Annotated in this window: 21 protein-coding genes and 1 riboswitch; of the genes, 3 read left to right on the top strand and 18 right to left on the bottom strand. The window is 71.7% G+C overall.

Annotation, left to right across the window (positions count from 1 at the left end; genetic code table 11):
• On the top strand, positions 1-248 hold a 248-nt coding region (locus GGR24_RS12425), incomplete at its 5' end, for a hypothetical protein (protein WP_183395663.1).
• Positions 249-251: 3 nt separating this feature from the next.
• On the opposite strand, the gene GGR24_RS12420 is transcribed toward GGR24_RS12425, so the two are convergent.
• A complete protein-coding gene (locus GGR24_RS12420) occupies positions 252-479 on the bottom strand; it encodes a hypothetical protein (RefSeq protein WP_183395662.1) in 228 nt (75 codons plus the stop codon).
• 237 nt (positions 480-716) lie between these two features.
• On the opposite strand from GGR24_RS12420, the gene GGR24_RS12415 reads away from it, so the two are divergent.
• On the top strand, positions 717-2,180 hold the full coding sequence (locus GGR24_RS12415) for a LicD family protein (RefSeq protein ID WP_183395661.1): 1,464 nt from the start codon (positions 717-719) through the stop codon (positions 2,178-2,180).
• A 79-nt stretch (positions 2,181-2,259) separates the two neighbouring features.
• Here the strand turns inward: GGR24_RS12415 and GGR24_RS12410 are convergent, their stop codons facing one another.
• From GGR24_RS12410 to GGR24_RS12370, 9 genes are all read right to left on the bottom strand, one after another.
• Positions 2,260-3,567, bottom strand: coding sequence for a LicD family protein (locus GGR24_RS12410; RefSeq protein WP_183395660.1), 1,308 nt, complete (start codon positions 3,565-3,567; stop codon positions 2,260-2,262).
• Between the two features lie 116 nt (positions 3,568-3,683).
• The gene (locus GGR24_RS12405) at positions 3,684-4,967 is read right to left on the bottom strand and encodes an MSMEG_0569 family flavin-dependent oxidoreductase (protein WP_183395659.1); all 1,284 of its coding nucleotides are present in this window, start codon (positions 4,965-4,967) and stop codon (positions 3,684-3,686) included.
• Between the two features lie 4 nt (positions 4,968-4,971).
• Positions 4,972-5,259 (bottom strand): MSMEG_0570 family nitrogen starvation response protein, encoded by a 288-nt coding sequence (locus tag GGR24_RS12400; protein WP_183395658.1) that lies wholly within the window; start codon positions 5,257-5,259, stop codon positions 4,972-4,974.
• Positions 5,252-6,403 (bottom strand): MSMEG_0565 family glycosyltransferase, encoded by a 1,152-nt coding sequence (locus GGR24_RS12395; protein ID WP_183395657.1) that lies wholly within the window; start codon positions 6,401-6,403, stop codon positions 5,252-5,254. Before GGR24_RS12395 ends, GGR24_RS12400 begins: the two co-directional genes overlap by 8 nt.
• Positions 6,400-7,380 carry a sll0787 family AIR synthase-like protein gene (locus tag GGR24_RS12390; protein ID WP_183395656.1) on the bottom strand — a complete coding sequence of 327 codons (981 nt, stop codon included), beginning with the start codon at positions 7,378-7,380 and terminating at the stop codon, positions 6,400-6,402. Before GGR24_RS12390 ends, GGR24_RS12395 begins: the two co-directional genes overlap by 4 nt.
• Positions 7,380-7,922, bottom strand: coding sequence for an MSMEG_0567/Sll0786 family nitrogen starvation N-acetyltransferase (locus GGR24_RS12385; RefSeq protein ID WP_183395655.1), 543 nt, complete (start codon positions 7,920-7,922; stop codon positions 7,380-7,382). The genes GGR24_RS12390 and GGR24_RS12385 overlap by 1 nt, the downstream gene beginning before the upstream one ends.
• Positions 7,919-9,052 carry an MSMEG_0568 family radical SAM protein gene (locus GGR24_RS12380; RefSeq protein ID WP_428978227.1) on the bottom strand — a complete coding sequence of 378 codons (1,134 nt, stop codon included), beginning with the start codon at positions 9,050-9,052 and terminating at the stop codon, positions 7,919-7,921. Before GGR24_RS12380 ends, GGR24_RS12385 begins: the two co-directional genes overlap by 4 nt.
• Entirely contained in the window at positions 8,958-10,013 is a 1,056-nt protein-coding gene (locus GGR24_RS12375; RefSeq protein ID WP_183395654.1) for a Nit6803 family nitrilase, read from the bottom strand. The genes GGR24_RS12380 and GGR24_RS12375 overlap by 95 nt, the downstream gene beginning before the upstream one ends.
• Before the next feature lie 28 nt (positions 10,014-10,041).
• A complete protein-coding gene (locus GGR24_RS12370) occupies positions 10,042-10,524 on the bottom strand; it encodes an MSMEG_0572/Sll0783 family nitrogen starvation response protein (protein ID WP_183395653.1) in 483 nt (160 codons plus the stop codon).
• A 274-nt stretch (positions 10,525-10,798) separates the two neighbouring features.
• On the opposite strand from GGR24_RS12370, the gene GGR24_RS12365 reads away from it, so the two are divergent.
• A complete protein-coding gene (locus tag GGR24_RS12365; RefSeq protein ID WP_183395652.1) occupies positions 10,799-12,175 on the top strand; it encodes an aminotransferase-like domain-containing protein in 1,377 nt (458 codons plus the stop codon).
• On the opposite strand, the gene GGR24_RS12360 is transcribed toward GGR24_RS12365, so the two are convergent.
• From GGR24_RS12360 to GGR24_RS12325, 8 genes are all read right to left on the bottom strand, one after another.
• Positions 12,172-12,969: an ABC transporter ATP-binding protein gene (locus GGR24_RS12360; protein WP_183395651.1), complete on the bottom strand. Its 798-nt coding sequence runs from the start codon at positions 12,967-12,969 to the stop codon at positions 12,172-12,174. The two genes, GGR24_RS12365 and GGR24_RS12360, sit on opposite strands and share 4 nt — an antisense overlap.
• On the bottom strand, positions 12,966-13,787 hold the full coding sequence (locus GGR24_RS12355; RefSeq protein ID WP_183395650.1) for an ABC transporter permease: 822 nt from the start codon (positions 13,785-13,787) through the stop codon (positions 12,966-12,968). Before GGR24_RS12355 ends, GGR24_RS12360 begins: the two co-directional genes overlap by 4 nt.
• 93 nt (positions 13,788-13,880) lie before the next feature.
• The gene (locus GGR24_RS12350) at positions 13,881-14,939 is read right to left on the bottom strand and encodes a putative urea ABC transporter substrate-binding protein (protein ID WP_183395649.1); all 1,059 of its coding nucleotides are present in this window, start codon (positions 14,937-14,939) and stop codon (positions 13,881-13,883) included.
• Positions 14,940-15,036: 97 nt separating this feature from the next.
• Positions 15,037-15,145, bottom strand: a riboswitch (guanidine-I (ykkC/yxkD leader).
• Positions 15,146-15,271: 126 nt separating this feature from the next.
• Positions 15,272-16,063: a trehalose-phosphatase gene (otsB, locus tag GGR24_RS12345; RefSeq protein ID WP_183395648.1), complete on the bottom strand. Its 792-nt coding sequence runs from the start codon at positions 16,061-16,063 to the stop codon at positions 15,272-15,274.
• An 88-nt stretch (positions 16,064-16,151) separates the two neighbouring features.
• Positions 16,152-17,270 (bottom strand): DUF1513 domain-containing protein, encoded by a 1,119-nt coding sequence (locus tag GGR24_RS12340; RefSeq protein ID WP_183395647.1) that lies wholly within the window; start codon positions 17,268-17,270, stop codon positions 16,152-16,154.
• Between the two features lie 4 nt (positions 17,271-17,274).
• Entirely contained in the window at positions 17,275-18,318 is a 1,044-nt protein-coding gene (locus GGR24_RS12335; protein WP_183395646.1) for an imelysin family protein, read from the bottom strand.
• A 19-nt stretch (positions 18,319-18,337) separates the two neighbouring features.
• On the bottom strand, positions 18,338-19,594 hold the full coding sequence (locus GGR24_RS12330; protein ID WP_183395645.1) for a di-heme oxidoredictase family protein: 1,257 nt from the start codon (positions 19,592-19,594) through the stop codon (positions 18,338-18,340).
• Positions 19,591-21,051, bottom strand: coding sequence for a multicopper oxidase family protein (locus tag GGR24_RS12325; RefSeq protein WP_183395644.1), 1,461 nt, complete (start codon positions 21,049-21,051; stop codon positions 19,591-19,593). The genes GGR24_RS12330 and GGR24_RS12325 overlap by 4 nt, the downstream gene beginning before the upstream one ends.
• Positions 21,052-21,083 lie beyond the last annotated feature (32 nt).

The following is a 21,083-nucleotide window of genomic DNA, read 5'->3' as shown; positions in this document are numbered from 1 at the left end:
ACCGCCAATACACCGACGCGCTGCCGTTCCACGGCGAGCTGTCGGTCCCGGTCATGACCGCCTTCCCCGAAAAGGGGCTCTACGACCTCGAGGTCAGGATCGGCGCCGAACGCTCCAGCATCCGGCCCTACAACCGATACTACTTCCAGAAGCCGGCGGTCCTCATGACGGAGGGCGATCTCGGAAGCCATGTGATCCGTCACTTCGCAGACCCCGCCACCGGCGACATCAGGTTGTGGCTGGAATAATCGTCAGTGCGCCGGCACCCACTGGAGCAGCAGCCCGTCGCGGGTGTCGCGCGCCCATGAGATCTCGCCGAGGCGGCCCCAGATCCCGGCCCGCTTGAGCTCGGCCACCAGCGTCTCCAGGACGTCCGCCGCCTCGACCGGCTCGGTCATGGCGGCGAGCACTTCGCCGGTCTCGTGCTCCGTCTCCATCGCGGAGCCCCACTGACGCTCGAGCTGGATCGCGCTCTTCATGCCGTTTCTTTCCTGTTTCTGTCTCTTCTCCATGACGCCATCCTAGCCTTCCGACATGACAGTTATTTGTACGTCGGCGGGCGGCGCCCGAATTCGCGGGGGCCCGGCCCGCACCGGCGCTCCGCCTTGCGGCGCGCGAGGCCTTCCGGGTACCATCCGGGTTCGTCCGCGGGGCGACGCGCCGCGCCTTCCGGGCGTCCTTGGACGACCCCTCAGCATCAACAAGGACGCAGATCGATGAGCATCGGGGCCGCGCTAGAGGTCGAGATCGCCCCGGACTCGCGGATCCTGCCTCCGCGCGACCGCCGCGCGACGGCCGAGGCGATCGCCAAGGTCTACGGCGAATGCGCGAAGTTCGCCGAGGAGAAGCGCGACGCGGACCTGATCGCCGCGGCGGACACTCTCTCGCTGTTCGTCAGCTCGATCCATGCGGCGAACACGCAGCTGCAAGCCATCCGGATGTGGAAGGTGAACGCGCTCGCCAATCTCGGGCGGGGGCGCGAGGCGCTTGAGCTGCTGAACTGGATCGAGGGCTTCAACGGCGTTTCGTTCAAGACGCGGCAGCGCAAGGCCCAGCTGCTCGCCTTCGCGGGCGACGCCGCCGGCTGCATCGACGCCTGCACCGACGCCATCATGGCGCTGCCGCTCGACAAGAAGACGTCGCGCGAGTTCCGCCAGCTGTGCCTGATGCGCGCCGAGGCGATGAACGCCTGCGGCCGGCACGATGACGCGCTGCGGCTGCTGTTCGACACGCTGCGCGGCGTCGTTCCGAACTATGACGAGATGCTGACGCTGCGGCGGGCGGTGAAGACGCCGGAGGCGCTCGAACAGATGTTCCTGTTCCTCGCCCCGCACTTTTCCTACGCCGGCCATCGCGCGCGTCACGCGCTGCTGCATTACTCGGTCGCCTGCCGCGACCTCGGCCTGCTCGACCGCGCGATCTTCGCCGCCCGCCAGCGTTTCCTGGCGGGCCTGCAGATCGTGCGCTACGGCGAGCGCGAACAGCAGATCAAGGAGGACTGGACGCGGCAGGCGCTGACCTCGCTGCTCGACCTTCGCGCCGACCTCGGCTCGCTCGGCATCGAGTTCTTCCTGATCAGCGGCACGCTGCTCGGCTGCGTGCGCGAGGGGACCATCCTCAGCTACGACAAGGACATCGACGTCGGCGTGCTCACCGACGTGCCGCCGGAGACGATCCGCCAGACGCTCGCGGCGAGCGGCCGCTTCAAGGTCCGCGCGCTCACCACCGACCACCTCGTGCAGGTCGAGCACGCCAATGGCGTGATGCTCGACGTCTTCCTGCACTGGCGCGAGGATGGCAAGATCTACCACCAAGGCCAGAAGACCCGGTGGTGGAACTCCGACTTCGAGCTCCAGGACGTCGAGTTCCTTGGCGGAACGTTCAAGATCCCGACCAATCCGGATCAATACCTGATCGAGAACTACGGCGACAGCTGGTCGATTCCGCAGCCTGAATTCGAGACGTTCGTCGATACGCCGAACATGATCATTCAGGACAATGAGCACATGATCTGGTATTTCTTCACCAGGCTGCACGACTACTATTTTGCGGGCAAGCGCACCCAGCTGTTCAAGGTGTGGGACGCGCTGCGGGAGCTGATCGGCCATGACGCGGCGGTCGCCCACGCGATGGAGCGCATCAAGCTCGACGCGGCCCAGCCGCCGGTTCTGAAGCCGTAGGCGCGCCGCGGGAGCGCTTCGCCCTCCCGCCAACGCGGCTTCAGGCGCGGCCGCGGCCGCGCCTTTCGGCCTTTTTTCCTCAGGTGTCGGCCAGCAGGCGCGGGCGCGGCGTGGCCGCGAACGGATGGGCGTCCTCGCGGGAGTCCGCCAGCATGACGCGCTTGGCGTTCAGCAGGAAGGCGTCGGCCCCGAACGCCGCCTCATAGGCCGCCATTGCGCGCAGCAGCATCTGGAAGTCCGCGCGGTGGTAGTATTTGACGAAGTTCTGCCGTGAGTAGAGCCGCGCCAGCCCCGCGTCCCGCAGGCGCCGGTTCGGCGCCTCGAGCGACGCGTTGTACTGGCGGACGGGCGAGCGCCAGTCGCCGTAGTTCTCGGTGAGGTATTTGTCCCAATCCGCCGGCGCGAGATAGTCGCGCCCCTTATAGGTGACCGTTTCGAACTTCTCCTCGTCGCGGCTCCACCACTTGCTGTTGTCCCAGACATGGGCCGGGCCGCCGTGCCAGACGGAGTCGCCCTCGACGTGGTGCAGGAACACGTCCACCAACACGCCGTTGCGGTGCTTCACCTTGAAGCCGTCGATGTTCGAGGAGATGTCCGGCGCGAACGCGAAGGATGAGCCGACGGCCTGCGCCAGGCGCTCCACCACGGCGGGATCGAACACGCCGACGTCGATGTCCTTGTCGAACTCGAGAAGGCTGTTCTCACGCTTGATCCCGAGCAGCGTGCCGCTGATCAGGAAGAACTCGCCGACGCCCTTCATCAGCTCGTGGAAGTCCGCGAGCGCCTTGTCGAGATCCTCCAGCCGGTCGGGCTCCGAATAGGTCACGCGCTCGGGCTTCGCGCCGTCCAGCCAGCGCAGCGCCTGGTTGGTGATCTCCAGGCCGCGCTCGACGTCGCCGGTCGCGACCGCGACCTCGACGAGATGCGACGCCTGGATCGCCTTGCGGTAGCTCGTGCGCTCACTGCGCTGGAAGGCGGCGCAGGCCTTGTCGAGCAGGGTCGGCTCCGGCGGCAGCAGACGCAGCAGGCGCAGCGGGTCCGGCGACTGGTTGCGCAGGACGAGGTCGAGGATGATCTTCTCGGCCTCCTGGGTCCTGCCCTCCATGATGAGGGCGCGCGCCAGCACCCCCTGCCCGTCCTGGCTCTTGAAGATCTTGTGGCCCGCGTCCCGGAGCGCCTTCACATGGCCGACGTCGCCGATGTCGAGCTTCATCTCGGCGAGGCGGCAGACGAACCAGTCCCCGCCGGCCGATCGGCTGCCCCGCTCGGCGATCTCGAAGCTTCTGTCCTGGGCCGCCTCGCGCATGGCGGACTTGAGGCGCTGCTTGCGCCTCGACGTCCCGTTGCCCTGCGAAACGATCTTGCTCAGCAGCGCAGCGTAGGACATCGGGCAGGTTTCTCCAGGAAGCGCCCCGGGGTGCGGGCGCGCCGCGACTCTGCGCCGAAACAGGCCGGCGTTCCAGTGGCGGCTGAGCCTGCGGCGCGGGGTCGCTGGACGGCCGTTCAGATCGCGGCGGCGAGCGGCTGCGGCGCGTTTCGGGCCAGCCTGTCCCCGATCGCCTCCGCCAGATGGGCGGCGTCGGCGCCGACGCCCACGAACCGTCCGGAGCCCCAAGTGTGCAGCCAGGGAAGCCCCACGACGTAGAGGCCGTCGACGGAGGTCACGCCGCGGCGATGCGCCGGATAGCCCTCGGGGTCGAGAAACGGCAGGTCCACGAACGACCAGTCGGCGGAGAATCCCGTCGCCCAGACGACGCTGGCGATGCCCACCTGCGCGAGATCGATCGCGCCCCCGCCCTCTCCTTCCGCCGGCCGCCAGACCGGCGCGTAGCGATCTCCCCCGGGCGCCGAGACCCCGGTCTCGGCAATGTGCCGGTCGATCAGGTCGCAGATGCCGTTATAGACCGCGTCGGCGGCGTCGAGATTGCGGGCGAGGTCGGGGCCGAACGCGATGCGCCCGCCCTCGCCGCCCACCAGCCGGCCATGCAGCCGCATCCCCTCCAGCGCGAACCGCCGGAGGTCGATGTCGCGGCCGCCGTCGCGGCCGGTCAGATAGTGGTTCGCCTGGCGCCGGACGCCCTCCTTCTTCGGGTGGCGCTCGACCGGCAGGTCGTACTGCCCGAGCTCATCCAGCCACTCGACCGCGTCCCGCCCGCGATAGACGCGCGGGCAGCGGGGGGCGGAGCCGACGGCGAGATGCACCTTGCGGCCGGCGAGGTGCAGGTCCTCGGCGATCTGGCAGCCGGACTGGCCGGAGCCGACCACCAGCACGGCGCCGGGCGGCGGCTGGTCGGGATTGCTGTATTCGGAGGAGTGGATCTGGACGATCGCCGGATCGAGCGTCTGCGCCAGCGCCGGGATCTTCGGCTTGTGGTAGCCGCTGACCGCCAGCACCACCGCGTCCGCGGTCACCACGCCCTCGCTGGTGGCGACCTCGAATCCGCGCCGCGCATGCGGGGCGATCCGCTCGACCGCGACGCCTTCGCGCACCGGCGCGCCGACATGTCGGGCGAAGGCCTCCACATAGGCCACGATCTCGTCCCTGCTCATGAAGCCCCTGGGCTCGTCGCCCTGGTAAGGGAAGTCCGGCAGCCGGCATTGCCAGTTCGGCGTCACCAGGCAGAAGGCGTCCCAGCGCTGGGTGCGCCAGGCATGGCCGATCCGGTGCTTCTCGAACACGACGTGGTCGACGCCGCGCTTCGAGAGATGCGCGCTGACCGAAAGGCCCGCCTGGCCGCCGCCGACGATGACGACGGAGCGATGTTCGCCTGCTGCGTGGGAGGTCATGGCCTCACTCCTCGAAGGCTTGGACGAAGACATGCGCGTCCGGCTGGGCGCGGAAGCGGGCTGCGACGCTCTCGATCCGCGCCAACTGGCCGAGCGCGCGCGAACATGGAAAGCCGTAGCGGGCGGCGACGCGGTCGCTCGCGATGGTCAGCGCCTCGCGCGCCGAGGCCGCGAACGCCTCGACCGGGTAGGCCTCTCCGACGCGGAAGAAGTCCTTGATGACCAGCGAGGGCGAGTAGCAGGTCTCGGACGCGCCGTCGGGCCAGCGGATCACGAAGCGCATCTCAGGCATGGGCGAGCTCCGCGAGCCGGCGATAGGCGGGAAGGTGCGCGGCCGCGACCGCGCCCCAGCCGCGGCTTGCGGCCACTGCGGGGCCTCGCGCCGCAAGCCGCGAGCGCAGCGGCTCGGCGAGCGCGGCCATCAACGCGTTGGCGATCGAGGCCTCGTTCAGCGGGTCGCACCAGGCGACGTCGCTGTCGCCGAGATATTCGGTGAACGGCGCGATCCGTGACGCCACGACCGGCAGGCCGGAGGCGAGCGCCTCGAGCGCCGCGAGGCCGAAGCCCTCGACGAGCGACGGGAAGGCCAGCACGTCCGCCACGCGGTAGAGCGCGGGCATGTCGGCGTCCGGAACGAAGCCGGCGAGCACGACGGCGTCGGGCGGCAGGCCGGCCTCGGCGCGCTCCTGCGCGAAGGCGCAGCGGTATTCGGAATGATCGAGCAGCGAGACCCCGCCGGCGATCACCAGCTGCGCGCCCGGCAGCATGAGCGCGAGCTGGCGGAACGCGGCGAGGATCCGACGGCTGTTCTTGCGGCTCTCGACCCCGCCGACCGACAGCACCACCGGGCCGGACCCGAGGCCGAGCCGCGCGCGCAACGCCGCCTCGCGCCCGTCGGCGATGGGACTGAAGCGGTCGGCGTCGACGCCGTTGCCGACCACGACCGGCTTCAGGCCATGCGTGCCGGACAGCTGCGCGCGCCAGGTCTCGCTCACCGCGAAATGGACGTCCGCCGAGACGATCGCGCGGCGCTGCAGCGCCTCGAGCGCAGGGCTGGAGAAGGCGTCGACATGGTGCACGGTGCGGGCGAAGCGGTCGATCGCGCCCTGCTCCTTGAGGGTCGCGAGGGCGTTGCCCGAGATGCTGTCCTGGGCGTGGAAGAGGTCGAAGCCCCGGAGCGACGGAACGTCGAACCAGGCGAGGTAGTCGGCGATGCGCGCTTCCGCCATCTCGAGCACGCCGCCCGAAAAGCTCCGCGCGGGAATGACGACCGTCTCGCACAGCGTCTTGCGGAAGAACCCGGCGCCGGCTGGCGCGAGCACCGTCGGCGCGTGACCGAGCCGCGCCAGCGCGTCGCCGAGCTCCAGCGCATGGACGACGCCGCCGCGCGGATTGGTGGAGTGGCACAGGATCGCGATCCGGAGAGGAGCCCTCATGCCGTCACCCGCCGCGGCGCGCAGCCGATCAGAGGTTTTTGAGCGAGATCCCAGACCGTGGCGCGCGCCCCGCCTGACGCGACGGAGACCAGCCCGCCCTCGCTGATCTGGCCGCAATCGGCGGCCGCGATCCCGCGCGCATGGAAGCGCGCCGTCACGGCCGCGACGTCCGGCGGCCGCACCGCGAGCAGATAGCCGAAGCTCGGAAAGCTCAGCAGCCACCGCTCGAGCTTCGCGCCTTCCGGCTTCGGCAGCGCGTCGAGATCGATCTCGACCCCGACCCCTGAACACTCCGCGAGCATCGCGGCGGTGCCCACAACGCCCGCTTGGCTGACGTCCTTGGCGGCCCGCGAAAGCCCCGCCTCGGCGATCTCGGGCAGCAGCTCCAGATCGCCGCGCAGCCGCGGCGCGGGCGCCGCGGTCGCGGCCTCCCAGTTCGAGAACGGTTCGCGGTAGCGCCCACGCAGGTCGATCGCGGCGACCAGCCGGTCCCCCGGGGCCGCGTCGAAACTCGTGAGAAGGCGCCGGGCGCGGCCAAGGATCGCGACCGAAAGCCGGCGCGCGTCCGAGGAGAGATTCGCGTGGCCGCCCACCACCGGCACGCCGAAACGCTCCGAGGCCGCCCGCAGCCCGTCCAGCACCGGGGCGGCCGAGGCGTCGCCGTCGGCCCACAGCGCGTCAACCACCGCGATCGGCCGGCCGCCCATGGCGGCGACGTCCGAGACGTTGACCATCACGCCGCACCAGCCCGCGAACCAGGGGTCCTGGTCGACGAAGGCGTCCAGAAAGCCCTCCTGGGCGAGCAGCAGGAAGCCCTCGCCGTCGGGGATCGCGGCGCAGTCGTCGCCGACCGGAATGGCGGAGGCGCCGTCGAGCCCGAGCCGCGCCGCGGTCGCGGCGATGTCGGCCTTGGCCGCGAAGGCCCGGCTGCCCCGCAGCCGCTCCGCGATCCGCTCGAGCGCGCCTTCGGGGATCATCAGGCGGCCCGCCGGGTCAGCGCCAGGAAGCCGATCTGCGGCGTCTCGAAGGGGGGATAGAAGGCGAGGTCCGCCTCCATCTTGAGATGCGGGTGGCCGCGCAGCTCGATCTCCTCCAGCGTCCGCCACCGCAGGCGGCGGAACAGCGGGCCGTTCTGCGCCTGCACATGGGCGAGGAAGCGCGTGCAGCCGCGGGCGTGCGCGGACGACACCGCAAGCCGGATCAGCGAGGCGCCGAGCGCGCCGACCCGCCGGTGCGACTGCGCGACTGCGAGCCGGGAGCCCCACCAGACCCCCGGCGCCTCCTCGTGGATGCGCACCGTGCCGACCACCGCGTCGGTCGCGACCACGAAGGACGACAGCGCCACGATCGGCGTCGCGACGTCGTCGATCGCGTCGCGGTCGGAGGCGTCGAACAGCCCCTGCTCGGCGCAGAACACGTCGCGCCGCAGCGCCATCGCGCCGGCGACCTCCCACGGATCGGTCGCCCACTTGATCTGGTAGCCGCCGGGCACGAAGGGGCGGACGGGCTCGAAGATCATGACGCCAGCGCCCTTTCATAGGTGGAGAGCGCCGAGCAGGCGCCGCATTTGGCGCAGCCGGCCTTGACGTCCGTGGCCTTCAGGCCGCCCGCGACCAGCATCCGGGCGAGCGGCCGCAGGATGGCGTCCATGAAGTCGGCCGAGGGCGTCGGGTGACGCTCGAGCGGCGTGCCGGAGATCGGGACGAACGGCACCACGAAGGGATAGACGCCGAGCCCGATCAGCCGCTCGCAGGTCGCCAGGATCGCCTCCGGGGCGTCGCCGAGGCCCGCGAGGATGTAGGTCGAGACCTGCCCGCGCCCGAACACCGGCACGGCCGCCGCGAAGGCGGCGTCATAGCGTTCGAGCGAGACCTGCGCCTTGCCGGGCATGATCCGGGCCCGCACCTCGGGCGTGACCGCCTCGAGATGCATGCCGAGCGCGTCCACGCCGGCCTCCCTGAGGCGTCCGAACCAGGCGTCGTCGTTCGGCGGCTCGCACTGCGCCTGGATCGGCAGGTCGACCGCCGCCCTCACGGCCGCGGCGCTCTCGGCCAGAATGGCCGCGCCGCGGTCCTTGCCGGGCGGAGTGCCGGTGGTCATCACCATGTGCCGCACGCCGTCGAGCCGCACCGCGGCCTCAGCCACCTCGGCGAGCTGCGCCGGGGTCTTGCGCTCCACGGTGCGGCCGGCGGCGAGCGACTCGCCGATCGCGCAAAACTGGCAGGTCTTGGCGCGGCTCTGGTAGCGCACGCAGCTCTGCAGCACGGTCGTCGCCAGCACGTCGCGGCCGTGCAGGGTCGCGATCTTCCAGTATTCGACGCCGTCGGCGGTGCTGAGCTCGTAGAAGCGCGGCCGGAGCGGGAACGACACGTCGGCGATGACCTTGCCGTCGCGCGTCAGCCGGGAGCGCCCGAAGGCGTCCGGCTTCTCGACCAGATAGGGGCTGTCGAAGGCCGGCGCGGTGTGGACCGGCGCCATCACGGTCATGCCGTCGATGGTGATCGCCTTGTGGTCCGAAGGTCCGGCGCCGCCGCGGCGGCTGTCCGCCCCCGCGCTAGGGTCGACCAGCCGCACTCCTGAGGACTGCAACGCGTTGATCAGCTCCTCCGTCCTCACCGGGATCGGAGCCTTGGGGGGCATCGGCTTCATCGTGCGTCCTCCCGGATGCGGGTGAGGAATGCGGGCGGCGCACCGGCGCCTGCGGCCGGTCGTCGAGCGTCACGCTGAGCAGTTCGGGGCGGGCGTAATGGCCGACCGAATCCATCATCCGCTTGCGCTTGGTGACGAGCGCGAGGTCGAGATCGGCGATCAGGATCCCCTCGCCGGCGGTCAGCGGCGGGGCCAGATGCGCGCCTTCGGGCGACACGATCGCGGTCATGCAACCGCCGGTGAGCGCCTTGCGCAGGCCCTCGTCGGGCGAGATCGCGGCGCGCTGCTCGTCGGTCAGCCAGCCGGTGGCGTTGACCACGAAGCAGGCGCTCTCGAGCGCGTGGTGACGGATCGTCACCTCCATCTGGTCGGCGAAGATCGGCCCGACCATCGAGCCCGGAAACTGCGCGGCGTGGATCTCCTCGTGCTGCGCCATCAGGGCGTAGCGGGCGAGCGGGTTGTAGTGCTCCCAGCAGGCCAGCGCGCCGACCCGGCCGACCCTCGTGTCCACGACCCTGAGGCCGGCGCCGTCGCCCTGCCCCCAGATCATCCGCTCGTGATAGGTCGGCGTGATCTTGCGGCGCTTGAGCTTCAGCGCGCCGTCGGCGTCGAAGATCAGCTGGGCGTTGTAGAGCGAGCCGTGGTCGCGCTCGTTGACGCCGAGCACGACCACCGCGCCGTGCCGGCGCGCCGCGGCCGAGACCGCGTCCGTGACGGGGCCGGGCACGACCGGCGCCTCGTCATAGAGCCGCAGATGCTCGGCCCCGATCGCGACCGGCGGGCGCACGAAGGAGAAATACGGGTACCAGGGCACGAAGGTCTCGGGGAAGACGACGAACTCCGCCCCCTTGCCGGCCGCCTCGGCGAGCGCCGCCAGCACGCGATCGAGCGTGCCGCCGGGCTGTTCGAGGTCCGGCGCGATCTGGACCGCCGCGGCCCGTACGATGCGCTTCTCCGCCATGCCCGCCTCCCCGGCGCGCCGCGGACGCTCAGAGCGTCCAGCTGTCCAGGATGAAGGCGTTGTCGCGCCGGTGGAGAAGCACGAGGTCGAGCACGTCGAGCGGGCTGATCGGCGTGATGCCCTCGATCAGCGAGGGCTCGCCATGGCCGTAGAGCGCCTGCAGCGCGAACCGGCAGGCGTAGACCTTGCCGCCTTCGCTCATGAACTTGGTGATCTGGTTGTTGAAGTTCAGGTGGCCCGGAAAGGCCTCGTCGCCGAGCGTCGGGAAGCCGCGCTGCACGCCGAGCGTCACGCCGGGGCCGTAGAGCAGCACCGAGGTCTCGAAGCCCTTGCGCAGCAGCCGCGTGGCCTGCAGCAGGTTGACCAGGCCGATCGAGCCCTCGAACGCGACGGTGTGGAAGGTGACGAGCGCCTTCTCGCCCGGCAGCGCCTTCACGTCCTCGAACTTCTTGTCCTCGTAGTCGACGAAGAAATCGCCCTTCTTATGGGCGGCCTTGGTCACGGCTGGCATGAGCGCCTCTCCTCCACGCGGCGGGATCGCCGACGACGGAGGAAGATCAGCAAACGACGTGCCAGCGACCGGCCTGCACGGCGCGCCAGCTATCCCGTCTTATTTGCAGTCAAAATGCATTCAATTGTCGCGCATGACTGCCGAAACGCTGGGCGGCGCCCGCTCAAACCGACAGCATCAGCAAGTCTTCGCAAAGCGACCCGATCGAGATCAAGAAGGTGACAAGCCGGCTCTGCAACAATATACAGTCAATTAGCCGCCGCAGGAGAGGCAGATGCACGACTGGACGCCCGACCTGGCCGCCAGCGGAAAGCCCCGCTACCTGGCGATCGCCGACGCCGTCGCGCGCGACATCGAGACGGGCCGCCTGTCGGTCGGAGACCGGCTTCCCCCGCAGCGCACGCTCGCCGGCAGGCTGACGATCGACTTCACCACCGTCGCGCGCGGCTATGTGGAGGCGCGCAAGCGCGGCCTCGTGGAGTCGCGCGTCGGCCAGGGCACCTTCGTGGTCGGCCGCCCGTCAGCCGCGCCGGCGCCGCGCTCCTCGCGGCCGGAACTCGTCGACCTCTCGATGAACCTGCCACCGGAGATCGACGACCCGGCGCTTGTCGCCCGCATGCAGGAGGGCATGGCGGAGGTCGGCCGCGATCTCGTCTCGCTGCTGCGCTACCACCCGTTCGGCGGCGCGCCCGCGGACAAGGACGCCGCGACCGCCTGGCTCGGCCGGCGCGCGCTGGTGCCTACCCAGGACCGCGTGTTCGTCACGCCCGGGGCGCATGCGGCGCTGCTGGGCGTCTTCGGGGTTCTGGCCCGTCGATCGGACGTCGTGCTGTGCGAGGCGATCACCTATCCGGGCGCCCGCGCCATCGCGGCGCAGCTCGGCCTGCGGCTCGCCGGCCTGCCGATGGACGAGCACGGGGTGACGCCGGAGGCGCTGACGGAGGCGTGCGAGCGGCTCGCCCCGAAGGCGCTCTACCTCAACCCCACGCTGCAGAACCCGACGACGCTGACGATCCCGGAGGATCGGCGCGCCGAGCTCGCCGCGATCGCCCGCAGCTTCTCGCTGCCGATCGTCGAGGACGACGCCTATGGCTTCGTGCCGACCGCCAAGATCTCGCCCTTCGCGGCGCTCGCGCCGGACCTGACCTGGCACATAGCGGGCCTGGCCAAATGCATCGGGGCCGGGCTCAGGGCGGCCTATGTGGTGCTGCCGACCGCGCGCGCCGGCTTTCCCTTCGCGGCGGCCCTGAAGGCCGCGAACGTGATGGCGTCGCCGCTCACGGTCGCGCTCGCCACCCGCTGGATCGAGGACGGCACCGCCGACACCATCCTGCGCTTCATCCGGCGCGAGACGATGGCCCGGCAGGCGCTGGCGGCCGAGATCCTGCCGGCGGGCTCGTTCCGGGCCGATCCGCTGAGCTTCAACCTCTGGGTCACGCTGCCCAAGCCCTGGACCCGCGCGGCCTTCGTCGACCAGATGCGGCCGACGGGCCTCGGCATGGTGGCGAGCGACGCGTTCACGGCCGGCGGCGCGCCCGAGGAGGCGGTGCGCGTCTGTCTCGGCGGGCCGGCGAGCCGCGACAAGATCCGTCACGGGCTCGAATTCATGGAGCACGCCCTCGGCGAGGCGCCGGTGGCGAGCTTTCTCTAGCCCGCCGCCACGACGCGGACGCTCCACGGCGCCCCGATGTCGGGCTTGACGGCGCCCAGCACCGGCACCGGCCCCTCGCGGGTCAGATCGAGATCGTAGGTGACGCGCGCGCCGTAGCGCCCGGGCGCCTGGGGATCGTGCCGCACCTTGTCGAAGGCGATCACGCGGGTGCCGAGGCTGAAGGCCTCCTTGAGGTCGTGCGTCACCATGACGACCGTCATGCCGAGCTTCGCCCACAGCGGCTTGATCAGTGCGTGCATCTGCGCCCGGGTGCCGGGATCGAGCGCGCCGAACGGCTCGTCGAGCAGCAGGACCTTCGGGTTCTTGGCCAGCGCCTGCGCGATCGCGAGGCGCTGCTGCATGCCGCCCGAAAGCGCGCTCGGATGCTTGTCGCGATGGGCGGAGAGCCCGACCCGCGCGATCAGCGCCTCCGCCTTGTCGCGCGCCTCGCGCCGCGCCGCCCCGAACAGGCGGCCGAAGACCCGGGATCTGCCGAGCTCGTAGGCGAGCAGCACGTTCCCCAGGACCGTGAGGTGCGGGAACACCGAATAGCGCTGGAACACGACCCCGCGATCAGGCCCCGGCTCGTCGGGAAGCGGCTCGCCGTCGATCAGCATCCGGCCGCGGGTCGGCCGCTCCTGCCCCAGAACCATGCGCAGGAAGGTGCTCTTGCCGCAGCCTGAGGGGCCGACGATCGCCAGGAAGGCGCCGGACGCGACCTCGAGATTGAGGTTCTCGAGCACGATCTGGTCGCCATACTCGACCCAGACGTTCTCGACCGTGATCGCGCTCATCGCCGCTCTTCCGCATAGGCCCAGGGAAAGGCCGAGCGCGCCAGCCGCGCGAGCCCGAAGTCCATCACGAAGGCGATCAGCGTGATCCAGGCCACGTAAGGCAGGATGACGTCCATCGCGAGGTAGCGGCGCACCAGGAAGATCCGGTAGCCGAGGCCGGAATCCGAGGCGATCGCCTCGGCGGCGATCAGGAACAGGAAGGCCGGGCCGAGCTGCAGCCGGACGGTCTCGATGAGCCGCGGCGTGATCTGCGGCAGCACCACCCTGAGCACCGCCGTCCAGCTCGAGGCGCCGAGCGTCTGGGCCTTCACGAGCTGCTCGCTCGGGATCGCCTGCACGGCGAGCGTGACGTCGCGCACGATCGGCGGCGCGACGCCCACGATGATGAGCACCACCTTCGACAGTTCGCCGAGCCCGAAGACGATGAACAGGATCGGCAGCACCGCCATCGGCGGGATCATGGATATGACGGCGACCAGCGGGCCGCCGGCGGCCGTGACCACCGGCAGCGCGCCGATCGCGACGCCGAGCGTCAGGCCGATCAGGGTCGCGCATCCGAGCCCGATCGCGAGCCGTCGGAGGCTCGAGGCGGTGTCGGCCACCATGGTGATCTCGCCGGTGCGGCGGTCCTGCTCGGTGGCCAGGCGCCCCACCGTGGCGGCCATCTCGGAGATCGGCGGCAGCAGCTTGTCGTTCGGGTTCGCGGCGCGCCGCTCGGCCGAGCCCAGGACATAGACGGCCGCGAGCAGCGCGAAGGGCAGCAGGGCGAGCAGGAGCCGGGCCCCCGCGCCCGGACGGACATTCATCGCGCGACGCATACACACCTCATCAAAGCCGCGCGGGATGACGCGGGGAAGTCGTCCCGGGCGGCGCGAGGCGCCGTCCGGATCGGGCGCGGGGAGCGTCTCCGCTCAAAGCTTTCCGTCGGCCGCCATCTTCGCGTAGGTCGAGTCGAAGCGCAGCTTCACGTTGTTCGCGTCGCCCAGGGTCTTGCCGCCCGGGAAGCCGATCCCGACGACGTCCTTCGACTTGGCGCCTTCGCCGAGCAGGCCGTGGTCGAACGAGAAGGTGCGGACGAGCTCCATGGTCTTCACGACGTCGGGGCTCTGGATGAGCGCGACCGCCTCGGCCGGATCGGAGAACAGCCTGGTGCCGCGCAGCTGCGCCTCGAAGCCGGCGAGGTCCGTGCCGGAGGCCTTGGCCATCGCGGTCTTGGCCTCGCGGGCCTTGTCGCCGTCGCCCGACATCAGCGCCAGGGTCTCGTACCAGATCCCCGTGAGCGCCTTGCCGAAGTCCGGGTTGTCCTTGAGCGTCTCGGTGTTGACGGCGAGGCAGTCGATGATCTCGCCGGGAATCTTGGAGCTGTCGAACAGCTCGGTCGTGCCGGGCTCGGCCTTCACCTCGGCCAGCATCGGGTTCCAGGTCACGACATGCGTGACGTCCGGCGACTTGTAGGCGCTGGCGATGTCGGCGTCGGAGGTGTTGACGACCTTCACGTCCTGCTCGCTCATGCCGGACATGTCGAGGGCGCGCGCCAGCAGGTAGTGCGACACGGAAAGCTCGACGAGGTTGATGCTCTCGCCCTTCAGGTCCGGGATCGACTTGGCGGTCTTGGAGACGATGCCGTCATTGCCGTTCGAGAAGTCGCCCACGATCAGCAGCGTGGTGTCGACGCCGCCGGCGGCCGGGATCGTCAGTCCGTCCATGTTGGTCAGCCCGACCGCGTCGAACTTGCCGGCGGTGAACTGGTTGATCGACTCCACGTAGTCGTTGAGCTGCGTGAACTTGATGTCGATGCCGTATTTGTCGGCCCACTTTTTGACGATGCCGTTCTCGGCGGCGTACTGCCACGGCATCCAGCCGACATAGATCGTCCAGGCGACGTTGAAGCTCTTCTTCGGCGCGGCCTCGGCCGGCGCGGCGAAGGCCATGAGCGAAAGGGCGAGCGCGGCGGTCAGTTTGCGCAGCATGGCTGCTCCTCGGTCGTGCGGCGTCTCGGCCGCGTCGTTTCCAGGGGAGTTCGCCGCAAGCGTGGAGGTCGGTTCGCGGCGGCGAACCCGTGCAGTGACCTCCCGGGCTTTTGCCCCGCCGTGTCTTCCCGCTCTGAGGCCGCGGAAAGTGCGTCTCTCGGACCAGCGCCGCCGCTATGACGGCCGGAACCCTAGACGCTCTGCACGATCATGATCGAGCAAGCGCCATGCCAGCCCCGCCTCGGGCGCGCCGTAGCGGTCACGCGCGGGCCGTCGCCCACGCGGCGCCTAAGGATTGAGCAAAGGGCAATTATTGCAGCGCGGCGGCGCCGTCAGGCGCGGGCGAGCTCGGCCAGCCAGCGGCGCGCCGCCTCCGGATCGCGCAGGACGTGCGCGGCCGCGGTGGGGCGATCGGCGGCGCCGATCAGGATCGCGCCGCCGCCGAGGCCGACGGCGGCCTCGAAGGCGAACTCGTCGGTGAGGTCGTCGCCCAGAACCAGCGGGATCCTGCCCGCGAAAGGCGGCTCGCTCATCAGCGCGCGCACCGCGCCGCCCTTGTCGCAGCCATGCGGGCGGATCTCCACGACCATCTTGCCGGGCTGAAGCTCGTGGTCCGGCGCGAACTGGGCGACGAGTTCGGAGACGCGCGCCCGCACCTCGTCCTCGAGCTCCGGGACCGCCCGGTAATGCAGCGCGACGCTCTGGCCCTTGTCTTCGAGCATCAGGCCCGGACGGGCGTCCGCGAAGGCCGTCAGCGCGGCCCTCAGCCGCTCGGAGGGCGGCTCGCCGGCCGCCGCCACGCGGCTGCCGCCGCTCCGGCGCAGCTCCGCGCCGTGCAGCGCGGCGGTCGGAAGCCGCAGTGGCGCCAGGATCTGGTCGGCGTCGTCGAGCGCCCGGCCGGTGATCACCGCGAGCGCGCCGCCCAGCCGCTCCGCGAGCCGGTCGATCGCCGCCACCGTCTCGGGCGCGATCCACACGGCGTCCGGCGTCGGCGCGAGATCGAGAACCGTGCCGTCGAGGTCGAGAAACAGCGCGAGCCTGTCCGGAAAGCCGTCCGGCTGCGCGGGCGGCGGCGTGAGCTCCCTGGCGCCGGCGTGGCGCGCGTCGACAATGCCATCCGGCATGGCTGCTCCCGGACCAGAACTTACGCGGAAAACAAGCGTAGGACCGGCTAGATAGCAGCCTCGACCGCAGCCGCAAGCCGGCGCGCGTTCATCCGGGCGCGGACTGCGGCAAGGTCGCGAGATGGTTATCCCAGCGCAGCGCGCCGATGCGCCGGGCGACGATGGCCGCGCCGTCCTCGTCGGCCGCGATGCGGACCACCTCGCCCAGCCCGTTGCTCGCGATGAACCTGCCGGGCTCCGGCTCGGCCGCGAGCCCGCAGCAATCCGGGATCGTCACCACCCCGACGGCGTCCTCGACCGCGAGATCGTAGACCACCACCACGCCGCCTCTCGGCCCCGAGGCTGCGAGGAAGCGGCCGGAGCGGTCGATCGCGAGCGAGCCGACGGAGCCGCCGATGCAGGCGTTCACCGCATAGCCGGCGTCGAGCCATCGGAGCCGCGCGCCGTCGAGCCGCGCCACCAGCGGACGATCATGGGCTCCGGCCGCGGTGTCCTGCGCCGCGACCAGCACGCCGCCGTCGGGCGTGAGCGCCAGATGACGCAGCGAAAGCGTGGCGAAGTCCTCGTCGACCTCCGCCACCGTCTCGAGCGCTCCGCTCTCCGGCCGCACCAGCGCGAGGTTCGAGCGGGCGCGCGTCGTCCCGAGCGCCGCGACGCCGGGCTCGCTCTTGGGCTCCTTCGCGCCGTTCGCGACCGCGATCAGGCCGCCGGCGGATATGACCTCATGCGGCCCGACCCCGCCGGAGCGGAGCTCGCCTCTGGGCGCATAGCCTTCGCGGACGTCGCGGACCACCACGAAGCCTTCGCCCGTTGCTGCGTCGATCTCGGCGGAGAGGAAAGTCCGGCCGCCCTCCGCATAGGCGCCATGACCGGAGAATCGCCGGCCGGGGCTTGCGCGGAAGCTGCCGCGCAGGCGCCGCCCCTCGCCGTCGAGCACGAAGGACACGTCGCCCGGCCGCCTGCCGACCGCGACCGCCTCGCGGCCGTCCGGGCGGGGCGACAGCGCGTGCAGCCGCACCGGGACCGGGGCGCCGCCGGACCCGTCCAGCGCGCCGTCGAGCAGCCCGACCCGGAACCCTCCTGTGGCGTCCATCGCCGAGCCGAGCAGGCGCGGCTCGAGGCCCGCCGACCGCAGCGGCTTCGGAGCCACGGCCGCAAGCGAGGCGGCGGCCGCCCCGCCGATGATCGCCCGGCGCGTCAGGTGCATCGCCTCAGTCCCCGTCGAGCGCGTTGAAGCCGAGCGGGACGCCAAGCGCCGGCGCGATGCTCTTCGCGAGGTCGTTCTGCGCAGTCTTCAGCGCGGCGATCGCGGCCTCCATCGCCGGGCGGCGCTTCGGGTCCTCGGCGGCCTGCCCGAGATCGTCCGGCAGCTTCGCGACAGCCGCCTCGGCGGCGGCGAGGTCCTTGTCGACGGCGGCCGCGACATCCTTCGGCGCGGCCGCGGCGAAGATCCGCGCCTGCGCGGCGAGACTGGCCACCGCTGCCCTGATCGCCCGCGCCGAGCGGCCGGAGCGCCAGCCCTCCGCGGCCTTCGGGCGCGCCATGTCGGGCGCGCTCCCCAGCACCGGAAACAGCTTCATGTCGTTGACGCGCTGGAAGCCGCCCGCGAGGTCGGTCATCAGCCGGGCGGCCGCCTGCGCCGGATCTGCGAAATGCACCGGGTCGCCCTCGCCGCGCTTCAGCCGCGCCAGCGGTCCGTCCGCGGCCCGCCATCCGGAGAGGATCTCTTCGGCGATCATCGCGAGATTGCGGGATATCGCGACGCCAGCCCGGCAGCGCGCCTGCGGCGTCGCCTTGTCGGTCTCGTAGAGCAGCCGCTCGAGCGCCGGAAAGCCCTGACCGGCGACGCTCAGGCGCTGGACCGCCTCCTCGGCGACGTCGCCTTCGCTGGCCTTCGCCTCCAGTTCGCCGAGAGCCTTGGCGACGGCGTTGCGCCGGTCCGGCCCGAAATAGATCCGGTCGGCGCGCAGGCCGACGCTCGCCGGGCCGATCGTGACGTGCTCGACGGCGGCCCAGCCGTCCGCAGCGACCTGGAAGCGCTCGCGCAGCGTCTCAAGATCCGCGGAGAAGTCGCCGTCCTGGCAGGCGTCTTTCCAGGCCCGCGCCTGCTCCGCCGTGGCGCGGCCGAACGCCTCGTATCGCGGCAGGAGGTAGCTCTCGATCATGGCGGAGGCGAGCGGACCCGGCGCGGGCGGCCCGGCGAGCGCAGGAGCGGCGCCGATCAGAAGGGCGATGAGGGCGAGCCGCAGCCGCATGGCGAGCATCCTGTCCAGATCAGAGGCCGTTCACGAAATCGACCAGCGCCTTGCGGTCGCCGGCGGAGAGCGCGTCGAAGCGCGCCCGGGCGCCGGCCGCCTCCCCGGCGTGCCAGGCGACCGCCGCGGGCACGTTGGCGGCGCGGCCGTCATGGAGCAAGCCGGAGCCCTGCGCGAGCGCCCGCGACAGACCCCAGAGCGGCGCGGTGCGCCACTCCGCGCCGGCCGCGCCCGCCTCGCCCATGCCGTCGTCGAGCCCGTCTCCCATGTCGTGCAGCAGCAGGTCCGTATAGGCCGCGGCGACGCCGCCGCCCGCGAGCTTCAGCGCCGGCGCGTGGCAGGCGGCGCAACCGACCGAGGCGAACAGGACCGCGCCGCGGCCGCCTGTCTTCGCGGCCGGGGGCGCAGGCCGGGCTTCCAGAAAGGCCATCAGGCTCGCCATCAGGGCCGGCGCCACCTCGGGTTCGCCGGTCGCGGCGCCGTGGGGCGCGGCGCGGCACGCCGCCTGCGCGGCGGTGCAATCGCCCGCGCCGTCGGGCCGGAACGCCGTGGACAGGCCGAGATCGAGCGAGAAGGCGAGCGCGGCCTGCGCCTCCAGCGTTGGCTCCGCGGCCTTCCAGCCGAAGCGGCCGATCCCGCCGCCGACGCGGTTGGCGCGGCCGGAGACGCCGTCGCCGTCGCGGTCGTCCGGATCTTCGCGCGACAGGATCTCGGCGTCCGGCACGCGCGCCAGCAGGCCGAGCCCGTCGAGCGCCGGCGCGACGCGCGGCGAGAGCCGCAGGCCTGCGGAGGGCGCGCCATAGCCCCAGCGTTCGACCCGCCATTCGGGCCGCGGCGGGAAGCCGGCCGCGGCGGCCGCGAAGCGCACCGCGGGACGGCCCTCCCCGGGGACGTCCCCGAGCCCTTCCGGCTGAAGCTCCTGGCCGTAGAGGGCGTCGCCCGCGCCGGAGGCGTCGCCCAGCCGGACCACGAGGCCGGGATGGGCCGCCGGATCGTCGCGGCCGAGGCGGAAGGTGGTGCGGCCGCCGCCGGCGTGGCAGCTCGCGCAGGAGCGCGCCGCGAACAGCGGCCCGAGCCCGTCGGCGTGTCGGGTCGAGGACGGAGCCCGCACCCACATGCGGTCGAACACCGCCTTGCCGATCGCGACGTCCAGCCCGTCGGTCGCCGCGAGGCCCGCCGTCGCCGTCAGGGCGCCGACGAGCAGGGAGAGCAGGGCCAGGCGGAGAAGACGCGTCCGCGCGCCGGGGGGCGACGCGGCCTCCGGGGGCGCCGTCACGCCACCCTCACATAGCCCATCATGCCGCTGTCCTGGTGTTCCAAGAGGTGGCAGTGCACCATCCAGGCGCCGGGCTCGGGCGCGACGAAGGCGATCGTGACGCGGTCCTTGGGCGTGAGCAGCACGGTGTCGGCGAAGTGGACCGGCAGGTCGGCGCGCGTCGACTTCACCACCTTGAAGGTCGCGCCGTGCAGATGAACCGGATGCACGTGCGGGGTCTCGTTCGTCAGCTCCGCGACGTAGGAGCGCCCTGCCTGCAGCGTGAACAGCGGCGGCGGCAGGCGGGAATGGTCCCCACCCGGCCAGGCCTGGCCGTTGATGCTCCAGTTGACGCCGCTCGCGGCGCACAGGCTGTCGAGCAGCGCCTGAGACAGGGGGTCATCGTCATCGACCGTGAGCGCGGCCTTGCCGCCCGAAGCGGTCGCGAAGGCGAGCCGCAGCCGGCCGGCGCCCTTCCGCCGCGGCTCGGGGATCGCGCTGCGGGTCAGCGGCGCCGGGTCGAAATCCCGCTTCGGCTGGGCCGCGCCCGTCCCCACGAAGGTCGCGAGCCTCACCGGCTCCGCGGCGAAGAAGTCGATCAGCCGCCCCTCGGCGCCTTCGGCCGGGGCCCGCACCACGACGTCGAGCCGCATCGCCGGCCCGAGCCGCCACTCGCTCAGCGGAAAGGGCGCGATCGGATTGCCGTCGATCGCGATCACGGCCGCCTCCATGCCCTCGAAGCCGACGCTGCCGACGCGCGTCGAGTCCAGGTTCAGCAGCCTGAGCCGCACGTCGCCGCCGGCCGGGATCTCCAGCCGCGGCGCGACCTCCGCGTTGGCGGTCCGGACCGTGCCGAAGGTGCCCGCGCGCAGCTCGCCGCGCCGCGTGGCGAACGGCAGATAGCCGCCGGTCTTCGGGTCGAGCCGCCAGTCCTTCAGCACGAGCGCGAGGTCGGCGTCGTAGGGCCGGCTCTCGTCGCCCTCGACGATCATCACGCCCGCGAGCCCGCGGCCAAGCTGGGCGACGGTGTCGCAATGCGGATGGAACCAGAAGGTGCCGGTGTCGGGCGGGGTGAAGCGGTAGGCGTGGCGCTCGCCGGGCCGCACCGGCTGCTGGGTGACGTAGGGCACGCCGTCCTGGTCGTTCGGGATTCTCAGCCCGTGCCAGTGGATCGAGGTGTGCTCCGGCAGCCGGTTCTCGAAGTCGATCGAGAGCGTCTGCCCCTGGCGGATGCGCACCAGCCGGAACGGCGTCTCGCCATAGCTCCAGACCGGGGTCGCGGGACCCTCCGGGCCGAGCAGCCGCGCCTGCATTTCGGAGGCGACCAGCGAAAGCTTCACCTCGCCGGAAGCGGCCGCTTCGGCCCTCTCCGGCAGCGCCGCAGGAGCGCGCGCGAAGCCGCGGGCGGAGACGAGCGCCGCCCCGGCGACGGCGAGGCCGCCGCCGAGCAGCATCCTGCGGGAGAGAGCGTTCGGCATGGGGGACGTCCGGATGGGCCGCGGCGCGGGCG

This window comes from Hansschlegelia beijingensis (assembly GCF_014196425.1).
GTDB lineage: Bacteria > Pseudomonadota > Alphaproteobacteria > Rhizobiales > Methylopilaceae > Methylopila > Methylopila beijingensis.
The sequence above is the reverse complement of the archived record's forward strand: the minus strand, read 5'-3'. Positions and strand labels throughout refer to the sequence as shown.